Genomic DNA, 20,485 nt, shown 5'->3' with positions numbered 1-20,485 from the left:
GGTGGATTTTTTTCATGACGAAGGAGCGTGATTATGTAATAGTTAAATATGAGTCACATGGAGAGAGGTTTGAGATATTAGCTAAGCCAAAAGAAGCATTAGCTTTTAGAAGTGGGAAGAGCATAAGTCTTTCTGATGTAGTGGTTTCTGATACTATTTATAAGGACGTAAAGAAAGGTTTAAAAGCGTCTCCAGCATCACTTAAAAAAGTTTTTGGTACTACCGATTTCGAGACAATTGTAAAAGAAATTTTACTTAAAGGTGAATTACCAGTAACTGCAGAACAAAGGAAAGAAATGCTAGAAACTAAGAGAAAGCAAATAATTGATTTTATTCATAGGAACGCAGTTGATCCAAAAACTAATTTGCCAATTCCGCCAACCAGATTAGAGATGGCAATGGAACAAGCTAGAATACAAATCGATTTAAACAAAGACGTGGAAGCACAAGCTATGCAAATAGTAAAGGAGATTTCTAAGATAATTCCAATTAAAATAGCAAGGGCTTTGCTTAGTATTAAAGTACCATCAGAATATAGCTCTAAGGTTAAATCTCAATTGCATAACTTAGGGGAGGTAAAAAAGGCCAATTGGTTAGAAGATGGTACGCTACTTGCGGAATTGGAAATACCTGCCGGTGCACAGCAAGACGTTATAGATAAGTTAAATAGTCTTACAAAAGGAGAAGTTGAAGTTAAAGTATTGCAAGTGAGATGAACATGAGTCAGTCCCAGAAAATTGTCTTACAGCCAAGGTCAATAGTAGTTCCTGGTGAGTTATTAGCAGAAGGCGAATTTCAGATTCCTTGGTCTCCTTATATACTAAAGATTAACAGCAAATACTACTCCACAGTTGTTGGGCTTTTTGATGTAAAAGATACTCAATTTGAGGTAATTCCCTTGGAAGGCTCGTTTTATTATCCTAAGATTAATGACATAGTAATAGGTTTAGTGGAGGACGTTGAGATCTATGGCTGGGTGGTTGATATAAAAGCACCTTATAAGGCTTACTTACCAGCTTCAAATCTTTTAGGGAGGTCTATTAATGTTGGAGAGGACTTAAGGAGATATTTAGATGTAGGTGACTATGTTATAGCTAGAATTGAAAATTTTGATAGGTCAATAGATCCCGTCTTATCCGTTAAAGGCAAGGATCTAGGGCGTGTAAGTAATGGTATAGTCATCGATATAATGCCAGTTAAAGTCCCACGCGTTATAGGTAAGAATAAAAGTATGTATGAGACCTTAACCTCAAAAAGCGGATGTAGTATTTTTGTTGCTAACAATGGTAGGATATGGGCTACTTGCCCTTCACGCTTTTCTGAAGAAATTTTAATTGAGGCAATTAGGAAGATCGAGAATGAGTCACATATAAAAGGATTAACAGATAGAATAAAACAATTCATTGAGGAAAAATTAGGTGAGAGAAATGCTTCAAGTGGAGAGACCAAAACTAATTCTTGATGATGGAAAGCGAACAGATGGTAGAAAGCCAGATGAATTAAGAAGTATAAAGATAGAATTAGGTGTTCTCAAAAATGCTGATGGCTCGGCAATTTTTGAAATGGGAAATACGAAGGCTATAGCTGCAGTTTACGGTCCTAAGGAGATGCATCCAAGGCACCTATCTCTTCCAGATAGGGCAGTACTTAGAGTGAGATATCACATGACACCATTCTCTACGGATGAGAGAAAGAATCCAGCACCTAGCAGAAGAGAGATTGAGCTTTCTAAGGTTATAAGAGAGGCTTTAGAATCAGCAGTTTTAGTAGAGCTGTTTCCTAGAACTGCTATAGATGTATTTACTGAAATATTACAAGCAGATGCTGGATCCAGATTAGTTTCATTAATGGCCGCCTCCTTAGCACTAGCAGATGCTGGAATTCCTATGAGGGATTTAATAGCTGGAGTGGCTGTAGGGAAGGCTGATGGTGTAATAATTCTAGATTTAAATGAAACCGAGGATATGTGGGGAGAGGCTGACATGCCTATTGCAATGATGCCATCTTTAAACCAAGTAACGTTATTTCAACTAAATGGTAGTATGACACCAGATGAGTTTAGGCAAGCTTTTGATCTAGCAGTTAAGGGTATAAATATAATATATAATTTAGAGAGAGAGGCTCTAAAAAGTAAGTATGTAGAGTTTAAAGAAGAGGGTGTATAGCGTTGTCTTCTACTCCATCAAACCAGAATATTATACCTATAATTAAAAAGGAAAGTATAGTAAGTCTTTTTGAGAAAGGCATTAGGCAAGATGGAAGAAAATTAACGGATTATAGGCCTCTTTCGATAACACTAGATTACGCAAAAAAAGCTGATGGTTCTGCTTTAGTTAAGTTAGGCACAACAATGGTATTAGCTGGGACCAAACTCGAAATAGACAAACCTTACGAAGATACTCCTAACCAAGGCAACCTTATCGTGAACGTTGAACTTTTACCGTTAGCTTATGAGACCTTCGAGCCTGGACCTCCAGATGAGAATGCAATTGAATTAGCTAGAGTAGTAGATAGAAGTTTAAGAGATTCCAAAGCTTTAGATCTAACTAAACTTGTGATAGAACCAGGTAAAAGCGTATGGACAGTGTGGCTAGATGTTTATGTATTGGATTATGGTGGAAATGTACTAGACGCATGCACGTTAGCTTCAGTTGCAGCATTGTATAATACTAAAGTGTACAAGGTAGAACAACATTCTAACGGGATTAGCGTTAATAAAAATGAGGTTGTGGGAAAATTACCATTGAACTATCCAGTAGTTACAATTTCTGTAGCAAAAGTTGATAAATATTTGGTAGTAGATCCAGATTTGGATGAAGAATCAATAATGGATGCTAAAATTTCCTTTTCCTATACTCCTGATCTAAAAATAGTAGGGATTCAAAAGAGTGGAAAGGGCAGTATGTCTTTACAAGACATTGATCAAGCTGAGAATACAGCAAGATCAACAGCAGTTAAGCTTTTAGAAGAACTTAAAAAGCATCTAGGAATCTAATTATTAGGTGACAATTATGGGTAAAGTCACGGGAATTTCGGGAAGGTTCGGAGCTAGATATGGATCTACTCTAAGGAAAAAGTGGAAAGAAATAATGGAGAAGAGGTACGATGAACATCAATGTCCCTATTGTAAGACTACCGGTAAGGTTATCAGGTTAGCTTCCGGGATATGGTATTGCAAGAAATGTAATTCTAAGTGGGCAGGTCTTGCATATACACCGTACTAGAATAGTTATAACTTCGTCTAGAGACCCTAGTATTAGGACAAGAAATTTTTTAAATGTTTTAACTTTTGTATTGCCAGATTCAGTTAAAATTACGCGTGGTAAAAAAAGTAAGATAGAAATATTTGAAAGGGCTATTAATTTAGGGGCATTATATTTATTGTTCGTATTAGCCAAGAATGGGAATCCACTAAGGATAATTGTTTATGATTTAGAGAGCCTCTCTATAAAATACTTTTTTAAATTAAGTGGTTTGTCGTTACCTTCTGACTACAACGTATCATTAAACCAGATAAAAGGGCATAGTAATGTGTGCATAAAACTAAACGAATGTGATTTTCTAAGGGATTTTCTAGTTGATATGAATATGTACAACTTAACAAATAATTGTGACGTTGTTGTGAACTCAAGGCTTATCCATACCAATATTTGTGAACTTCTGTTTATGTTAACTACGAAAAATATTAAGTTTTTGAAGATGATATTAGAAGCGTGAAAATACAGATTTCGCTCTATGTAGATAATTCCAATAAGATCGAACTACAAGAAATTATATATAATTCAATAATAATTGAAAAGATAGATACTAAATATGTAAAAATTAGGAAATCTCCTTTGCAGATTGAGATAGATGCACCATCAATTACAAGAGCTAGGGCTATAATGAACTCTTATATACTTTGGATCTATACAATTCTAAAGTCACTGGAAGAGGTGGAAAAAAGTGGCCGAGAAATTACCTCCAGAAGTTCAAGCTCAACTAGCTAAGTTTCAACAGTTAAAAGATCAGCTTGATAGATTATTGTTAGAAAAGTCTACCATAGAGAATGAGTTAAGGGAGATAAATAAGGTATTGGAAGAGTTATCCGTTCTCAATGCAGATGCAACCATTTATAAGATTGTTGGGAATCTATTAGTTAAGTCAGATAAGACATCAGTAGAAAAGGAGCTTAATGATAGGAAGGAATTGTTAGAACTCAGATCGAGGACTTATCAGAAGCAAGAAAGTATTTTAAGAAAGCAACTAGAAGACTTGCAGGCTAAAATAAATGACATGCTATCGAAGTATTATCCGCAAGGTGGCCAAACAGGTATAAAAGCTTAAGCAAAGTAACTTATTAGTGTTATGGTAATTAGAATTTATGCTGATGATAGGGAAAAGGCTAGTGGCATACCAGAATTATTAAAGGAGTTAGGAATTACAGTAATATTTTCTCAACTTACTGTAGCTGATTATGTAATAACTGATGATGTTGCAGTAGAGAGGAAATCAGTAAATGATCTAGTAAATTCAGTTTTTGACAAAAGGTTTTTTGACCAAATTAGCAGGCTTTCAGAGGTTTATCGTTTTCCAATATTACTCGTAGAGGGCGATATTAATGATATTAGGAAGATAACTGAAAAGTGGAGAGCAATTAACAATGCGTTAATTTCTGCTACAATTGATTATGATGTTAAAGTGTTTTATTCTAGGGACAAAAAAGATACGGCAGAAGTTTTGAAAAAAATAGCTGAAAAATTCCAATTTGGTGAAAACAAGAGTAATCGAATTAGTTTACATAATAAGGCTAAATTGGAAAGTGTTTCTGATATACAACTTTACATTGTAGAGTCTTTTCCTAATGTTGGTTCTATCCTAGCCGAAAGGCTACTACTTAAGTTTGGAACTATACAGAATATTTGCAATGCATCTATATCAGAACTGGAAAAAGCACTAGGTAGTAGGAAAAAAGCTGAAGATATTTATAAAATTTTAAGGACGCATTATTCTAAAACTAACTTAGATAATGATAGTAAGAAAACTACCTCTTTATTTGATTTCCTTTAGATTTTTTAGTCTCTTTTTTAGCATTACCTTTTAATATGGGTCTAAATAAGTTTAAGTGCAAGAAGTTGGTGATTTCATTTGCCTAGATATAAGACAGTAGAGCAAGTTCTAAGCCTAATGAAAGATAGAACAAGAGTTAGAAATATAGGTATAATTGCTCATGTGGATCACGGAAAAACCACAACTAGCGATACGTTACTGGCAGCATCAGGTATAATATCTCCTAAAGTAGCCGGCGAAGCTTTGGCTTTAGATTATTTAAACGTAGAGCAACAGAGAGGTATAACAGTAAAGGCTGCTAACATTAGTTTATATCACGAAGCGGAGGGTAAAGGTTACGTCATTAATCTAATTGATACTCCTGGGCACGTTGATTTCAGCGGAAGAGTTACAAGAAGTCTAAGGGTTTTAGATGGTTCGATAGTAGTTGTAGATGCAGTAGAAGGAATTATGACACAAACTGAGACAGTATTGAGGCAAAGTTTAGAAGAGAGAGTTAGACCAATTCTATTTATAAACAAAGTAGATAGATTAGTAAAGGAACTAAAGTTAAGTCCCCAAGAAATGTTAAATAGGTTATTAGATATAATTAGACAAGTTAATAATTTAATTGATATGTATGGAGAACCGGAATTTAAAGAAAAATGGATGATTAATCCACAAGCTGGAAATGTGATATTTGGGTCTGCAAAAGATAAATGGGGATTTAGTTTACCTATGGCACAGAAAAAAGGAATTAATATGAAGAATGTTATTGATGCGTACACTGCTTCTGATAAGTCTAAACTTGAAGAATTAGCCGCACAAGCTCCCATTAATGAAGCATTATTAGATGCTGCTATAAAGTTCGTTCCTAATCCTATTGAAGCGCAGAAGTATAGGATTCCAAAAATCTGGAAAGGGGATCTAGATAATGAATTAGCTAAAGCAATGTTAAATGCTGATCCGAATGGTCCCATAGTATTTATGATAACCGATATGAAGGTTGATCCTCATGCAGGGTTAGTGGCAACAGGTAGAGTATTCTCAGGTACCCTTAGATCTGGTGAGGAATTATGGTTAGTTAACGCTAAGACTTCACAGAGGATACTTCAAGTAAGCTTATACATGGGTCCAACTAGAGAACTTGCGGAGGAAATTCCAGCAGGCAATATTGCGGCAGTATTAGGTTTAGACAGGGCCAGATCCGGAGAGACAGCAATTTCTGTTGGTTTCAGTAATGTCCAAGGAAGTTTTGAAAGATTACATTACATATCTGAGCCCGTGGTTACTATAGCTGTAGAGCCTAAGAATCCTAAAGATTTAACTAAGATGATTGATGCATTGAGGAAGCTTAGTATCGAAGATCCAAACTTAGTGGTTAAGATAAATGAAGAAACTGGAGAATACTTGCTATCTGGAATGGGTTTCTTACATTTGGAGGTATCATTACAATTATTACGTGAAAATTACGGTATTGATGTAGTTACTACTCCGCCAATTGTTGTTTATAGGGAAAGTATAAGAGCCAAGAGTCAAGTATTTGAAGGGAAGTCTCCAAATAAGCATAATAAGTTCTATTTGAGTGTAGAGCCTTTGAATGACAAGACTATAGAGCTAATAAGTAATGGTACGATAAGGGAGGATATGGATAGCAAAGAAATGGCAAAGATATTAAGAGATGAAGCCAGTTGGGACTATGATGAGGCTAAGAGGATTATTGCAATAGATGAAAACGTTAACGTGTTTGTAGATTTAACTAGTGGCGTGCAGCACTTGAGGGAAGTTATGGATACAGTACTTCAAGGATTTAGGTTAGCTATGAAAGAAGGTCCTTTAGCTCATGAGCCAATTAGGGGAGTTAAGGTTATCCTACATGATGCTGTAATACACGAAGATCCAGCCCATAGAGGACCAGCACAGATATATCCTGCAGTTAGAAACTCTATATTTGCTGGATTCTTAACTTCAAGGCCGACTTTACTAGAGCCAATACAGAAACTAGATATAAGAGTACCTGCAGATCTTATAGGCAACGTCACTGCAGTCATAACTAGAAAAAGAGGTAAAATCCTTGATGTTTCTCAAATAGCTAACATGTCTAGGATAACTGCTGAGATCCCCGTTTCGGAGTCATATGATATGGCAAGTGAGCTAAGAGGTTCCACTGGAGGTAGAGCATTCTGGGGTACTGAGTTTAGCAGATGGGCTCCAGTTCCAGATAGTATCTTACTGGATGTAGTTACTAAGATTAGAGAGAGGAAAGGGTTACCTAAAGAATTGCCAAAAGTGGAAGATTTCTTGTCGTGAGTCAAATTGTCAATTAATTACAAATTATTTAACAATGTAAAGGCAGTGCTTTTTGATTTTGATGATACATTAGTTGACTTTAGTTCTAAGGCGAAAGAGGCATTAGATGCAGTAAGTAAGGATATATATACTTACATAAAGGAAAATTATCAACAAGAGATTAACATAAATATAATTAGAAAATTAGTAGAAGAGGAAAGTCGGAAATTAGATAGTCAAGGAGAGTATAATAGAAATAAATGGTGGGAAAATATTCTAAAATCATTAAACATCGTTCACATAGATAAGTCTCAGCTCTATGATTGGACTAGTTTGTATTGGTCAATTGCAAGTCAAACTGAACCTTATGAAGATGCAAAGGAAATAATAGAATATCTAGATAGTAAGGGATATAAACTTGGTCTAGTTACAAATAGTGATGGAGAAGGCGGGAATAAAAGTAGTAGATTAAGAACTTTTCCTTTAATAGATAAATTCGATTTGATATTGATAGCTGGAGAGGGGGGTATTAGACCAAAGCCTAATCTAGAGCCGTTTATAATATCATGCGAAAAGCTTTCAGTGGAGCCTAGTTCGTGTGTTTTTGTGGGAGATGAACCAGTAAAAGATTGTTTAGCAGCTAAGAAGGCTAATATGATTAGTGTGCTAATAGACAGAGAAGGTAAAGTGAAGGACGCCGAACTTTATGCAGACTTCGTGTTATCCAGTCTTAAGCAATTAGAAGAATTTCTTTAATATAAAATAAAGCTGATTAATATATTCTGTAGTTATTAATTCCTTTAATTCATTAATATAATATAAGTAAAACCTATTATATATTTCATCATTTCTTAGTCTCTTAATACATCCTAGATCCTCAATACAAACATCATTTTTTCTTGCTATATTTAGTCCCTTAATTTTGTGAAATAATTCAACTTTAGAATAAGGTTGATTAAACGCTAGTATGCCTCCGTATAATTTTACTATTTTTCTATACACCTCCGTATAATTTTTATCGAGTATGTCCTTCACATTCACTAAGTATGATTTTAGTTCTGCTGGTAATTCCCAAAGATTGTTTTTAAGTTGGTCTCTCATTTCATGTGTTTTATACTCTATATTTTCATTAATTATTTTATTAATTGTATCTAATATTGTAGTTACATTTGAAAATACATTTGGTTTATCAGTTTCTATAATATCGTATTCCCCATGATAGTGGATATTTCCTAAACTCTCTATTGTAATGCTTGGAATTCCAGCTTTTATGTATGAATACCCATCGCTATAAATTTCTGGACTTTCAACAACGTTTTTAAAGTATTTTCTAGAGAGTTCTAGAAGTCCAGGTACAGTTTTTAAAACTAAACTTTCCTCACTTATATTATCCATGTTGATGTTAAGCAGAATATCATCAACGTTTTTGTAATTTTTCAAAAATTCTCTAGAACCGTGAGACCATGAGAATGTTGAGAAATTGAAAGAGCCGGATTCTTCTGCAGTAAATGAGATTAAATGGGTTTCATAGATATTAGACCTAAATTGTCTTAATAAAGCTACTGCTAAAAGATTGTCTCTCTCCCCTATAAACCAATGATCGTGATGTGCAGTAATATGTATTATTTTATTTTCATTTCTAGAATTTCTTATGGCTTCTACGATATAACCTGTCGCAAAAGGGTTTAAGTCAGTTTTCAGCGAGATTCTGCACTTACCCTTTATATAGGGAAAATCGTTCTCTTTAACATAAAATGCTGGTATTGGTGGTGGATAACTGGGTTTATGACTTAGAAGATCTCCGTACTTTATCATGAATTTTCTTTTCTCATTGTCTAGTGAAAAGATAATTCCTAAACAATTATTCTCTACTGCCTCTATATACAATTTATTTATTTCATAGAGATTTTGGATTCTAACTTTAATTAAATTTCTACCATTACAATCTTTAAAGTTATCTACTACATCTGCTTCAATCTCGGTAGACAAAGAATAGGGTAGCGAAATGGCATCTATCAATTTTGACTCGCATTCAAATATTAGTTCTTTCTGTTCCCAATTGAGCACTCTAATTGGGATTAATCTAATTTCGTCACTATTATCTTCTAGTATTTTTCTAATTTCTTTCACTAATTTTGTTTCATTCTTCGATCCCGTTATTATTTCACCGTAATTAGATAAGGTTTTTAGATAATGCAATAGCACAAGTCATTTATGAAGAAGTTTTTAAAAATGTTCTTTCCTCATGATGGAATATACGAAGTGTTAGTTGGTACTTCAGGGATAAAACCTATAATAAAACCACTTGGCATAATAGTTGAAGCAAATGAACTTAGGTCTAAAATATACAAGAGCACACTAACTTATTCTAATCTTGAAAAAAATAATAAATGTTCTATACATGTAACCTTAGATACAACGTTTTTCATCCTTTCCATGCTAGATAAACTAACCTTTAGTATAGATAGTGATTATAACGTTCCAGTTCTCAAGAATCTGAATGTCATTTACGCTGAGTGTATGAAAACTTCTAGTACTGATCCGTCAATATTTACCATAAATCCGCTAGATTTGGAAATAAATTCTAACTTAACTAGAGCATATAATAGGGGAGATTACATTTCGGTTGATTTTCTAGTGAATTATACTAGATTAGATATATACAAAGGTGAAGATTTGGAAAAACTTGTTAGAATTCTAGAGTACGAGTGGAGTGTTATAAAGCGTACATCTCAATATACTTCTAGTCTCTTAGAGGAGATATTAAATAAGATGAGATCAAAAGGTTTTAAGCTAGACTAGTTTTCTTTACATATGACTTTTCGAGTAGCTGTAATTCCTGGTGATGGAATAGGCCCTGAGTTATATGAGGGAAGTAAAAGAATTATAGCTAAGTTAATAGAGAAATATAATCTTGATATAGACTTAATTGAAGTTGAAGCTGGAGATGTCGCATTAAATAAATATGGTGAAGCCTTACCTAGACACACCTTAGACGTTATAGAAAAGGCGGATATGATTCTAAAAGGTCCGGTTGGAGAGACCGCAATGGATGTTGTAGTTAAATTGAGGCAAATGTATGATATGTACGCTAATATTAGACCGGCTAAATCACTGCCTAATGTTCAGTCGAAATATCCGAACGTTGATTTAGTAATCGTCAGGGAAAATACAGAAGATCTATATAAGGGGTTTGAATTCGTTACATCTACTGGAGTCACAATAGCTATTAAAGTAACTACTGAGTTTGCCTCTAAAAGAATAGTTAACGTGGCATTAAATTATGCTTTAATGAGACGTCGTAAAGTTACATGCGTCCATAAGGCTAATGTTATGAGAGTTACAGACGGACTTTTCGCTAGTGTTTGCAGAGAAATTTTGAAAGGTAAGGTGAATTTTGAGGAGATGTATGTTGATGCAGCTGCAGCTAATTTAGTACGAGATCCAACTCGGTTTGATGTAATAGTAACTAGTAACGTTTATGGTGATATTTTAAGCGATGAGGCCAGCCAAATAGCGGGAAGTTTAGGTCTAGCACCATCTGCAAATATTGGAGATAGGAAATCTATGTTCGAGCCAGTTCATGGAGCTGCTTTTGATATTGCGGGAAAAGGGATAGCTAATCCTACGGCATTTCTATTATCTGTTTCCATGATGCTTAGTAGAATGTATGAGTTATCTAAGGAGAATAAATACATTCTGGCATCAAAGTCTTTAGAGAATGCGATAATAGAGACTTACAAAAGTGGGAATAAGTTAACGGAGGATGTTGGTGGTAGTGCTAAGTTAAAGGATATGGTGGATGAAATTTATAAATATATGTAACGTGAACGTATATAATGTAAAGTTTAATTGACAACGAAGTTTAATTTTTATAAACTTGTCAAGTTTAATAGGGTATGGTGAGTTGAATTATCTGCCGTTATCAAGCCCCTTACTGGTAATTATGATCCTAAGAGGATTGAAGAAGAAATAATTTCGTATTGGGAAGAGAATAAAATTTACAATAAACTAAAAGATATTGTAAGCAAAAGAAGGGAAAAGTTTCTATTTATAGATGGTCCTCCATACCCTTCAAGTCCTACTCCTCATATAGGGACGATTTGGAATAAGGTGATAAAGGATTGCATACTGCGTTATCAGAGGGTTCTGGGCAAAAGGGTTCATGACCAGCCAGGATATGATACACATGGATTACCTATAGAAGTTGCAACTGAAAAACTACTTGGAATATCAAATAAGCAAGAGATTATAGATAAAATCGGAGTTGAAACTTTCATTAATAAATGCAAAGAGTTTGCATTATCCAATGCAGATAAAATGACACAGAACTTCAAGAACGTTGGAGTCTTTATGGACTGGGAGAGGCCTTACTATACATTAGACCCTTCTTATATAAGCTCTTCATGGAGTGTAATTAAGAAAGCTTATGAAAAAGGGATGCTAGATAAAGGCACTGCAGTATTGCATTGGTGTCCTAGATGTGAAACGACTCTATCAGATTATGAGGTGTCTGAGTATAGAGACTTAGAGGATCCCTCCATTTATGTCAAATTTAAAATCAAAGGTGAGAAAAACAGATATCTATTAATATGGACTACCACACCATGGACTATACCATCTAATGTCTTTGTAATGATAAATAAGGACTATGATTATGCTGATGTAGAGGTTAATGGTGAGATACTCGTAATTGCAAAGGATCGTGTAGAAGCTGTTATGAAAGAGGCAAGTATAACTAATTATAAGATACTCAGAACCTATAAAGGTAGTGAGTTAATAGGAATAAAGTACGAGCATCCCCTAAGAGAGTTTGTTAGTGCCCAGACTAAATTAGATGACTTTCATCAAGTCGTTGATGCTGGTAATATAGTCACATTAACTGATGGTACCGGTCTAGTTCATAGTGCTACTGGACATGGAGAAGAGGATTTCACGGTAGGTCAGAAATACGGTTTTCCAGTAGTGATGTTCGTTAACGATAGAGGAGAATTTACTGAAGAAGGTGGAAAATATAAAGGATTGAAAGTTAGGGACGCATCTAAGGCGATAATTAGCGATTTGAAATCTAAAAATACGTTGTTCTTTGAAGGGAAAATAGTTCATCGTTATCCGGTATGTTGGAGATGTAAGACTCCACTAATACTTAGAGCTATTGATCAATGGTTCATAAGAGTTACAAAAATAAAAGATAAAATGCTCAATGAAATAGAGAAAGTAAACTGGATTCCAGATTGGGGTAAATCCAGAATATCTAACATGGTTAAGGAACTCAGAGATTGGGTTATAAGTAGACAAAGGTTCTGGGGAACTCCTCTTCCCATATGGATCTGTGAAAGGTGTAATAATGTTATGGTAGTTGGGAGTAAAGAAGAATTAGAGAGTATAGCAATAGATCCAGTCCCTAATGACTTACATAGACCGTGGATAGATAATGTAAGGGTAAAATGTAACAAGTGTGGTGGAGTTGCTAAGAGAATCCCTGATGTTGCAGATGTTTGGTTTGATAGTGGTGTGGCTTTCTTTGCTAGTTTAGGTAAAGATTGGCAAGAGAAGTGGAAGGAGTTAGGTCCAGTAGATCTAGTTCTAGAAGGTCATGATCAGTTGAGGGGTTGGTTCTTTAGTTTGCTTAGATCTGGGCTAATATTACTAGATAGAGCTCCATATACTTCTGTATTGGTTCATGGATTTATGCTAGACGAACAAGGTAGAGAAATGCATAAGAGTCTAGGTAATTATGTTGAACCTTCAGTAGTAGTTGAAAAATATGGGAGAGACATATTACGTTTATGGTTACTTAGGAATACTACATGGGAAGATGCAAAATTTTCATGGAAAGCGTTAGAGCTAACTAAAAGGGATTTACAAATAATTTGGAACACATTCGTCTTCGCGTCAATGTATATGAATTTAGATAACTTTGAACCCGATAAGTATACTCTTGATGATATTATAAAATATGCTAAGATAGAGGATTTATGGATATTATCAAGGTTTAACTCAATGCTAAAGAAAGTAAATGAATCCATGAAGGATTACAAGGTTCACGAAATGACTAATTACTTGATAAACTTTCTAATTGAGGATGTCAGTAGGTTTTACATAAGGCTAATAAGAAAAAGGGCGTGGATAGAAGCTAATACTCAAGATAAGATAGCAATGTATTATATTCTTTATTATATATTAAAACAATGGATTATATTAGCTTCTACTATAATTCCATTTATTTCTGAAAAAATATATAAATCCTTTGTAGTTAATGCTAAAGAATCAGTTTCAATGGAATCTAGTATCAATTATGATGAGAGATTTATCGATAATGAATTGGAAAGAGCCTTTGAAGTTGCTAGAGAAATAAACGAGGCTTCGTTGAACGCTCGAGCTAAAGCTGGAATAAAATTAAGATGGCCATTGGCTAAAGTTTATATCTTCATAGAAAACGAGGATACATTGGCTAAGGTTGGTAGAATAAAAGATGTCTTGATATCTATGCTAAACGCTAAAGATATAGAAATAAGCAAAATAGAAGGATTTAAGAGTTTCAGTAAATATAAGGTCGAGCCGAATAGGTCGATCATAGGGAAGGAATATAAGAGTATGTCGCCAAAAATAGTAGAATATATTGAGAATAATAGAGATATAATAGCTATGGATATACTTAATAAAAAGCAGCATGTCGCTAAGATAGATAATTTTGATATAATACTTAATGCTTCGTATGTGATTATCTCAGAAGAAACAGTTGAAGGATTCATTTCATCTAAATTTAGTAAGGGTATTGTGGTTATAAGTAAGGAAATTTCGGAGAGTGAAGAGGAAGAGGGATTAATTAGGGACATTATAAGGAGGATACAATTCATGAGGAAACAACTAAAACTAAATGTTTTAGATTATATTGAGATTAGCATGAAGGTACCAGAAGAAAGAGTAAAAACTATTCAGAAATGGGAGGAATTTATTAAGAGTGAGACAAGGGCTAGTAACATAATTCTAGGTGAAGCTAAGGGAGATATTACAATGGATTGGGATATAGAAGGGGAATCTTATATAATAGGGATAAAGAAGTCTACATGATGTTTCCTTTTCCACGTTACAAACCTTTAAATGTTGTCCTTTTTTTATCTATATTTGATGTTGAAAATTCTCTTCTTGAAGTTACGTTAAAACTTTCATTTATACTTAGAGTCACAACTACATTTAGAGTGAATAAAATTTACTGGATAACAGATTCCCTAAATTCTAGAAAACTAGAAAAAATAATTACAGATATTACTAAATATGCTCTTTTACCACCGTATCTTAAAAAATACGTTCCTATTAGTCGTAATTTGAAGAAAGTTGGTTTAATGAGTCCACTAGGGATACCGTATCACTTTATTTTTAAACAAGCTGTTGAAGGTGAGATAAGATTAGGATATAAGGGTGATTTTGGTCTGAACAAGAAATTAAATTCATCATCGAAGACTATTTTAATTACTGACTCACTAAAAGCTGGTTATATCGACTATCGTGGTTTCTATTATACTGGAGTAAAAAATGAGTTTATAGACTTTAAAAAGGTATTTAATTTTGATAATCTTATAATTGCTAGTAGGAGTGGGAAAAATCCCTTACAAGCTAAGGAACAGCTAACCAATTTGTACAATAAATATGGCCTTACCTTGATGATTGGACCACCAACTGGAAATCTATTACAAAGATTAGGTAAGCAATACTTAGATAAGTCGTATAACTTTGTTATTAAACAAGGAGTTTCAGATATTAGGGCGGAAGAGGCATTAGCTTATTCTCTGTCTATTCTAAACCTTCTGTTAAGTTAGATTTATAATGCTTGAGTGATAGGTGAAATAGCAATTAGTGGGGATTAAGAATGGGTCATCGAAAGTTAGCCTCACCTAGACGTGGGTCAGCTGGTCTTAGACCTAGAAAAAGATCATCCGAGTTATTACCAACACCTAGAACATGGCCTCAAATAAATTCACAGAATCCAAAATTGTTAGGCTTTGTAGGATATAAGGTTGGCATGACACACGTTTTTATGATTGACGATTGGCCTAACTCTCCTACTAATGGTAAAGAGATATATATGCCGGTTACAGTCTTAGAAGTACCTCCAATTATACCGTTGGCGTTAAGAGCTTATGCAATTGACGGTAAAGGCGAACCAAACGTAATAACAGAGTATTGGTCTTCCTCCTCTTTACAGTTCTTGGATATTACGAGAAGAATTCATTCAATTTCATCTTTTTTGAAAGATGATGAAAGTAAAAAGAAGTTCGATGAAAGATTTAATACTAAGTTGGATCTTATCAAATCTAACCTAGATAGAATAGTCTACTTTAGGCTTTTGGTCTCCACTCAACCTAGGAAGATACCATCATTAGGTAAAAAAGCGCCAGATTTAGTAGAGATTCAGATAGGTGGAGGAGAAAAGAAATCACAATTGGACTATGCATTAAACATTCTAGGAAAAGAAATCACAATTAGAGACGTTTTCAAAGAGGGTCAACTAATAGATGTGGTAGGAGTTACTAAGGGTAAGGGTTTTGCTGGTGTGATAAAAAGATATAGTGTGGTAGAATTACCTAGGTGGCATAAGCATAGAAAAGGAAGTAGGAAAATAGGTACTAGAGGTCCATCTTTAGGAACACCTAGTTATACGCCTCAGCCTGGACAGTTAGGTTTTCATAGGAGAACTGAATATAATAAGAGGATTATAAAAATTGGTGATGAGCCTAAAGAGATAAATCCTGCAGGTGGTTTTGTAAGATATGGAATAGTAAGGAACACATATGTTTTGTTAGAAGGCTCAATATTAGGTTCAAAGAAGAGGCCAATATTCTTAAGAGAACCCGTTAGGCCTTCTTATGTTTTTGAAAATCCTCCTAAGATAACTTATGTTAACCTTTTAAGTCAACAAGGGTGAAAGTGAATGTATTTAGAGCTAGTTAAGAAGAAGTCTGATATTTTGGATAAAGATGGAAATAGAATAAAAGAGGTTGAATTACCCATTATTTTTTCGTTTCCAGTAAGAAAAGACCTAATAAGAAGAGTATTTATAGCTGAGTTTACACATTCGCTACAACCAAAAGGTAGAGATCCTAATGCAGGCAAAAGGACATCAGCTGAGAGTTTTGGAATAAATCTTGGTATGGCCAGAGTTCCTAGAGTTAAAAATTCTGGTGAAGCTGCCTTAGCACCTAATACCGTAGGCGGAAGATTAGCATTTCCCCCCTCAGTAAACAAAAAACTTGCAGAAGAGGCAAACGTTAAGGAGAAACGATTAGCTGTAATTAGTGCACTAAGCGCTACAGCGGACATAGCTTTCGTCAGAGCTAGGGGACATGTATTTAAAGATTCAGTACGTTTCCCTATAGTAGTAACTGACGATATTGTTAATCTAAAAACCACAAGTGAGGTGGAAGAGTTTTTAAAGAAAATAGGTGTTTACGATGATGTAGAGAGAGTGAAAGAAAGGATTAGGATAAGGGCTGGAAAGGGCAAAATGAGGGGAAGAAAGTATAAGGAACCAATAGGTCCGTTAATAATTGTACATGACAGCAATTCCCCAATAATTAAGGCTGCAAGAAACTTAGCTGGAGTTGATGTAGTTAATGCTAAAGACGTAAGCGTTATTCATTTGGCTCCCGGAGCTCATCCGGGTAGACTTACTATTTATACCGAAAGTAGTATAAAGATTTTAGACGAACGATTAAGTAAGAGAGTGGTGAGTTAGAATGATTCAAATGGCTTTAGCTACAGAGAAGGCATTAAAACTTATTGAGTCCTATAATACGCTTACATTAATAGTAGATAAGAGTGATACTAAAGACGACATTAAGAAATCTGTAGAGAGATTATTTAACGTTAAGGTGGTAAAAGTCAACGTAGTTATAACACCTCAAGGTTACAAGAAGGCATATGTAAAATTAGCACCAGAATATAAGGCAAGTGATATAGCCCATAAATTGGGCATATTTTGAGGTGATATAAAATGGGTAAGAATTTGTTACAGCAAAGGGCAGGCAAGGGTTCTCCAACTTTTAGAAATCCAGGCTGGTTAAGAATAGGTAAGGTAAGATATCCTAACATTTTTGGGCATTTTATAGGCAAGGTAATAGACATAGTGCATAATCCAGGTATGAATGCACCCGTTGCTTTAGTGAAATTAGAAAATGGAACTAAGTTTTTAATGCAAGCGATTCAAGGGCTTGTTGTTAATCAGAAGATAGAATTTGGTAAGGGATCTCCAATAGCTAACGGCAACGTTATAGAAATAGGCGATGCACCAGAGGGTACAATAGTATGTAACGTTGAAGAAAATTTTGGAGATGGAGGTAAATACGCTAGAAGTGCCGGTTCGTATGCGGTAGTAGTAGGCAAAAGCGGTGATAGGGTGCTAATTAGATTACCTTCAGATAAAATAAAAGCAGTTTCGAATAAGGCTAGAGCTACTGTGGGTATAGTAGCCGGAGGTGGAGTCATAGAAAAACCACTATTAAAGGCTGGAGCTAATTATTGGAAGTACAAAGTAAAAGCTAAGAAATGGCCTATTGTGAGGGGCGTTGCAATGAACGTGGTTGATCATCCTCACGGTGGTGGGCTACATCAGAGTGTAAGTAGGCCTTCTACGGTATCTAGAAATGCTCCTCCAGGCAGAAAAGTTGGTCATATTGCAGCAAGGAGAACGGGTAGGAAGGAGGGTAAGTGAATTTTATAAATGAAAAGGGGAATAGGTGATAATAGATGTCATTAGAAATACCACCTGAATGGAAGAACTTTAAATACAGAGGTAAGAGTATAGATGAGTTACTAAATATGCCAATGGATGAGTTTATCAAATTATTGCCTTCAAGGCAAAGAAGATCATTAAAGCGTGGATTTACTGATGCGCAAAGACACTTGCTAGAGAAAGTAAGGAAGTACAGAAGAGAAGGAAAGTTTAATAAAACCATTAAGACACATGTCAGAAACTTAGTTATATTGCCAGAGCTAATTGGTCTTAAAATGGCTGTATATAACGGAAAGGAATTTGTTGAGTTTACGGTTACGCCGGAGATGATAGGTCATTATCTAGGAGAGTATTCAATAACAACTAAGAAAGTTGAACATGGAGAACCAGGATTAAAGGCTACGAGATCAAGTTTATTCTTAGCAATGAAAGGATGATCAATTATGGCTAGTTGGAAGTATCCTCAATTAGATGTTGACGAGTTAAAAATTGCAAAGGCTGTAATAAGAGATGTTCCTGCATCTATAAGAGATCTTTATAATGTTTGTAAAGCTATTAGGGGAATGTATCTTAATGATGCGAAAGATTTTCTAAATAGAGTTTTAGAGGAGAAGGAAGCCTTACCTTTCTGGAGATATAATAAAGGTGCATCACACAAGTCTAATATATCTGCCAAGTGGAAAATAAAAGCTGGTAGATATCCAAAGAAAGCTATAAGGCAAGTGTTGAAGGTATTAGAAAATGCGGAGGCTAATGCGACTAATAAAGGGCTAGATGTTGATAAATTAATTATAAGACATATAGCTGCCCACAAAGGTATAACATTACAAAGATACATGCCAAGAGCTTTTGGGAGGGCTACTGCAAAGTATAGAAGGACATCTAATATTGAAGTAATCTTAGAGGAGGTGGAGTAATATGCCAAACATTAAGAGGTATTTCCTTGAAAAGTCTATAGTGAAAGTCAAGATTGATGAGTATTTAGCTAAGCAATATTATAACGCAGAATATGCAGGAGTAGAAGTCTTGAAAACTCCAATTGGAACTAGAGTTATAATATATGCAGGAAGGCCTTCAATGATAATAGGAAGGGGTGGAAGAAATATAAAACAGCTGGCGCAAATTTTCGAAAAAGTTTTTGGTCTAGAGAATCCACAAATTACAATAACAAATGTAGAAAACCCAGAGCTTAATGCTAGAGTAATGGCATTTAGGTTAGCAATAGCCTTAGAAAAGGGATACCATTTTAGAAGAGCAGCTTTTATATCAATGAGAAGAATTATGAATGCTGGAGCACTAGGCGCAGAAATAATAATAAGTGGCAAGCTTACTACGGAGAGGGCTAGATATGAGAAATTAAAAGAAGGTATTGTATACAAAAGCGGACAGCAATTAGAGAAAATGATAGATAGAGCCATAGCTATAGCGATGCTGAAACCTGGAATATTTGGTGTTGAAGTAGTTATAACTAAACCACTTAAGATTGAAGATAAAATTAATTTGAAAGAGTCTCCTTCCGTACCTCAAGAAGTGTCAGTAACTAATGTGACTTTTATTGAAGAATCGTCACAAAAAAGTGAGGAGAAAAGTGAGGGTGAGAAAGAATGACGGTAGATCCCGAAGAATTAAGAAAAATGGAAACTGGAGATCTGTTGAAGAAGTTAGATGAATTAAAGTTAGAGCTAATAAAACTTAGAGTACAATCTAGAATGGGAACTTTAAAGAATACTGCAAGTATTAGAAATACAAGAAAAGATATAGCAAGAATATTAACAGTTTTAAGTGAGAAGAAAAAAGTTAAAAGAGAAAAAGTAGAGAATAAATAGTATTTTTATATGTTATATGATTTTAGATTACATTAATTCTAGAATAAAGATTTTATGGTATACGGATCCTTTTCTAATTTCTAGAGAAGGTGTTATTGTATTAGAGACGGAAAAAACGTTTTTGATTAAATTAGAAGAGAAGAACAAGTTTATAAGGATATTTAAAGCTCATGGTATATTTGAGATAACTTTTAAAGGTAAGTCTTTTATAATAGCTGGCTATAAGCTGGTAAGAAAACCTTGGAAAAGAATTTAGGTGGGTTAGATGGTATCTAAGGGAAAGACGGTAAAGGACCCGGGAATACCTAATATTACTATTCCCGAGAAGGTATGTGAAGATGAAGATTGTCCTTATCATGGATCATTGAGAGTTAGGGGTATAACATTAGAAGGAGTAATTGTAAAGTATAGAGGTACTAAAGCTGCAGTTATAGAAAGGCAATACTTATACTATGACTCGAAGTATAAGAGATATGAAAGGAGGAGAAGTAGGATCCATGCCCATGTACCGCCATGTATTAATGTTAGAGAGGGAGATAAAGTTATAATAGGCGAATGTAGACCTCTTTCTAAATCTATAAGTTTTGTTGTATTAGGCAAGGTGAGTTGA

General features: G+C 34.6%; 26 protein-coding genes. 25 read left to right on the top strand and 1 reads right to left on the bottom strand.

Translation table 11 applies throughout. The annotated features are described in order from the left end of the window. The first annotated feature begins 14 nt into the window (after positions 1-14). The 11 genes from SSOP1_RS03810 to SSOP1_RS03760 all read left to right on the top strand — a co-directional run bounded on the left by SSOP1_RS03810 (position 15) and on the right by SSOP1_RS03760 (position 8,073). Complete coding sequence (locus tag SSOP1_RS03810) at positions 15-716, top strand: ribosome assembly factor SBDS (protein WP_009991311.1); 702 nt, start codon at positions 15-17, stop codon at positions 714-716. A 2-nt stretch (positions 717-718) separates the two neighbouring features. Further along, positions 719-1,462 carry an exosome complex RNA-binding protein Rrp4 gene (gene rrp4, locus SSOP1_RS03805; RefSeq protein WP_009991309.1) on the top strand — a complete coding sequence of 248 codons (744 nt, stop codon included), beginning with the start codon at positions 719-721 and terminating at the stop codon, positions 1,460-1,462. Next, complete coding sequence (rrp41, locus tag SSOP1_RS03800; protein WP_009991308.1) at positions 1,428-2,165, top strand: exosome complex exonuclease Rrp41; 738 nt, start codon at positions 1,428-1,430, stop codon at positions 2,163-2,165. The genes rrp4 and rrp41 overlap by 35 nt, the downstream gene beginning before the upstream one ends. Positions 2,166-2,167: 2 nt before the next feature. Beyond that, a complete protein-coding gene (gene rrp42 / locus SSOP1_RS03795; RefSeq protein WP_009991305.1) occupies positions 2,168-2,995 on the top strand; it encodes an exosome complex protein Rrp42 in 828 nt (275 codons plus the stop codon). A gap of 16 nt (positions 2,996-3,011) precedes the next feature. Then, positions 3,012-3,224 (top strand): 50S ribosomal protein L37ae, encoded by a 213-nt coding sequence (locus SSOP1_RS03790; protein WP_009991302.1) that lies wholly within the window; start codon positions 3,012-3,014, stop codon positions 3,222-3,224. Next, positions 3,205-3,717 (top strand): Brix domain-containing protein, encoded by a 513-nt coding sequence (locus tag SSOP1_RS03785; protein WP_010923055.1) that lies wholly within the window; start codon positions 3,205-3,207, stop codon positions 3,715-3,717. Before SSOP1_RS03790 ends, SSOP1_RS03785 begins: the two co-directional genes overlap by 20 nt. Then, positions 3,714-3,989 carry a KEOPS complex subunit Pcc1 gene (locus tag SSOP1_RS03780; RefSeq protein ID WP_009991299.1) on the top strand — a complete coding sequence of 92 codons (276 nt, stop codon included), beginning with the start codon at positions 3,714-3,716 and terminating at the stop codon, positions 3,987-3,989. Before SSOP1_RS03785 ends, SSOP1_RS03780 begins: the two co-directional genes overlap by 4 nt. Further along, positions 3,946-4,326, top strand: a complete 381-nt coding sequence (locus SSOP1_RS03775; protein ID WP_009991297.1) for a prefoldin subunit beta — start codon at positions 3,946-3,948, stop codon at positions 4,324-4,326. The genes SSOP1_RS03780 and SSOP1_RS03775 overlap by 44 nt, the downstream gene beginning before the upstream one ends. Before the next feature lie 21 nt (positions 4,327-4,347). Next, positions 4,348-5,049, top strand: coding sequence for a 3'-flap repair endonuclease Xpf (gene xpf / locus SSOP1_RS03770; protein ID WP_009991296.1), 702 nt, complete (start codon positions 4,348-4,350; stop codon positions 5,047-5,049). A gap of 78 nt (positions 5,050-5,127) precedes the next feature. Further along, positions 5,128-7,338 (top strand): elongation factor EF-2, encoded by a 2,211-nt coding sequence (locus SSOP1_RS03765; RefSeq protein ID WP_009991295.1) that lies wholly within the window; start codon positions 5,128-5,130, stop codon positions 7,336-7,338. Between the two features lie 6 nt (positions 7,339-7,344). After that, positions 7,345-8,073: an HAD family hydrolase gene (locus SSOP1_RS03760; protein ID WP_009991291.1), complete on the top strand. Its 729-nt coding sequence runs from the start codon at positions 7,345-7,347 to the stop codon at positions 8,071-8,073. On the opposite strand, the gene SSOP1_RS03755 is transcribed toward SSOP1_RS03760, so the two are convergent. Further along, the gene (locus tag SSOP1_RS03755) at positions 8,056-9,522 is read right to left on the bottom strand and encodes a M28 family peptidase (protein ID WP_009991290.1); all 1,467 of its coding nucleotides are present in this window, start codon (positions 9,520-9,522) and stop codon (positions 8,056-8,058) included. The genes SSOP1_RS03760 and SSOP1_RS03755 overlap by 18 nt on opposite strands. Positions 9,523-9,531: 9 nt before the next feature. Between SSOP1_RS03755 and SSOP1_RS03750 the strand changes: the two genes are divergently transcribed. The 14 genes from SSOP1_RS03750 to SSOP1_RS03685 all read left to right on the top strand — a co-directional run bounded on the left by SSOP1_RS03750 (position 9,532) and on the right by SSOP1_RS03685 (position 20,485). Further along, entirely contained in the window at positions 9,532-10,119 is a 588-nt protein-coding gene (locus SSOP1_RS03750) for a DUF447 domain-containing protein (protein WP_009991288.1), read from the top strand. Positions 10,120-10,131: 12 nt separating this feature from the next. Further along, entirely contained in the window at positions 10,132-11,142 is a 1,011-nt protein-coding gene (locus SSOP1_RS03745; RefSeq protein ID WP_009991286.1) for an isocitrate/isopropylmalate dehydrogenase family protein, read from the top strand. 99 nt (positions 11,143-11,241) lie between these two features. Then, positions 11,242-14,391, top strand: a complete 3,150-nt coding sequence (gene ileS, locus SSOP1_RS03740; RefSeq protein WP_081225707.1) for an isoleucine--tRNA ligase — start codon at positions 11,242-11,244, stop codon at positions 14,389-14,391. Further along, on the top strand, positions 14,388-15,137 hold the full coding sequence (locus SSOP1_RS03735) for an RNA methyltransferase (RefSeq protein WP_029552575.1): 750 nt from the start codon (positions 14,388-14,390) through the stop codon (positions 15,135-15,137). The genes ileS and SSOP1_RS03735 overlap by 4 nt, the downstream gene beginning before the upstream one ends. Positions 15,138-15,187: 50 nt before the next feature. Then, positions 15,188-16,243: a 50S ribosomal protein L3 gene (locus SSOP1_RS03730; protein WP_009991283.1), complete on the top strand. Its 1,056-nt coding sequence runs from the start codon at positions 15,188-15,190 to the stop codon at positions 16,241-16,243. Positions 16,244-16,249: 6 nt separating this feature from the next. Further along, positions 16,250-17,053, top strand: coding sequence for a 50S ribosomal protein L4 (gene rpl4p / locus SSOP1_RS03725; protein ID WP_009991281.1), 804 nt, complete (start codon positions 16,250-16,252; stop codon positions 17,051-17,053). A gap of 1 nt (position 17,054) precedes the next feature. Then, the gene (locus tag SSOP1_RS03720) at positions 17,055-17,300 is read left to right on the top strand and encodes a 50S ribosomal protein L23 (RefSeq protein WP_009991280.1); all 246 of its coding nucleotides are present in this window, start codon (positions 17,055-17,057) and stop codon (positions 17,298-17,300) included. Positions 17,301-17,311: 11 nt separating this feature from the next. Continuing rightward, on the top strand, positions 17,312-18,028 hold the full coding sequence (locus SSOP1_RS03715) for a 50S ribosomal protein L2 (protein WP_009991279.1): 717 nt from the start codon (positions 17,312-17,314) through the stop codon (positions 18,026-18,028). A gap of 35 nt (positions 18,029-18,063) precedes the next feature. Continuing rightward, complete coding sequence (locus SSOP1_RS03710; protein ID WP_009991278.1) at positions 18,064-18,486, top strand: 30S ribosomal protein S19; 423 nt, start codon at positions 18,064-18,066, stop codon at positions 18,484-18,486. A gap of 6 nt (positions 18,487-18,492) precedes the next feature. After that, on the top strand, positions 18,493-18,966 hold the full coding sequence (locus tag SSOP1_RS03705; protein WP_009991277.1) for a 50S ribosomal protein L22: 474 nt from the start codon (positions 18,493-18,495) through the stop codon (positions 18,964-18,966). A gap of 1 nt (position 18,967) precedes the next feature. Then, positions 18,968-19,657, top strand: coding sequence for a 30S ribosomal protein S3 (locus SSOP1_RS03700; RefSeq protein WP_009991275.1), 690 nt, complete (start codon positions 18,968-18,970; stop codon positions 19,655-19,657). After that, positions 19,654-19,875, top strand: coding sequence for a 50S ribosomal protein L29 (gene rpmC, locus SSOP1_RS03695; RefSeq protein ID WP_009991274.1), 222 nt, complete (start codon positions 19,654-19,656; stop codon positions 19,873-19,875). Before SSOP1_RS03700 ends, rpmC begins: the two co-directional genes overlap by 4 nt. A gap of 16 nt (positions 19,876-19,891) precedes the next feature. Further along, positions 19,892-20,131, top strand: a complete 240-nt coding sequence (locus SSOP1_RS03690; protein WP_009991273.1) for a ribonuclease P protein subunit — start codon at positions 19,892-19,894, stop codon at positions 20,129-20,131. Between the two features lie 9 nt (positions 20,132-20,140). Then, a complete protein-coding gene (locus tag SSOP1_RS03685) occupies positions 20,141-20,485 on the top strand; it encodes a 30S ribosomal protein S17 (protein ID WP_009991272.1) in 345 nt (114 codons plus the stop codon).

The sequence above is a fragment of the Saccharolobus solfataricus genome, from assembly GCF_900079115.1.
GTDB lineage: Archaea > Thermoproteota > Thermoprotei_A > Sulfolobales > Sulfolobaceae > Saccharolobus > Saccharolobus solfataricus.
This window is presented reverse-complemented; position numbering and strand designations above follow the sequence as displayed.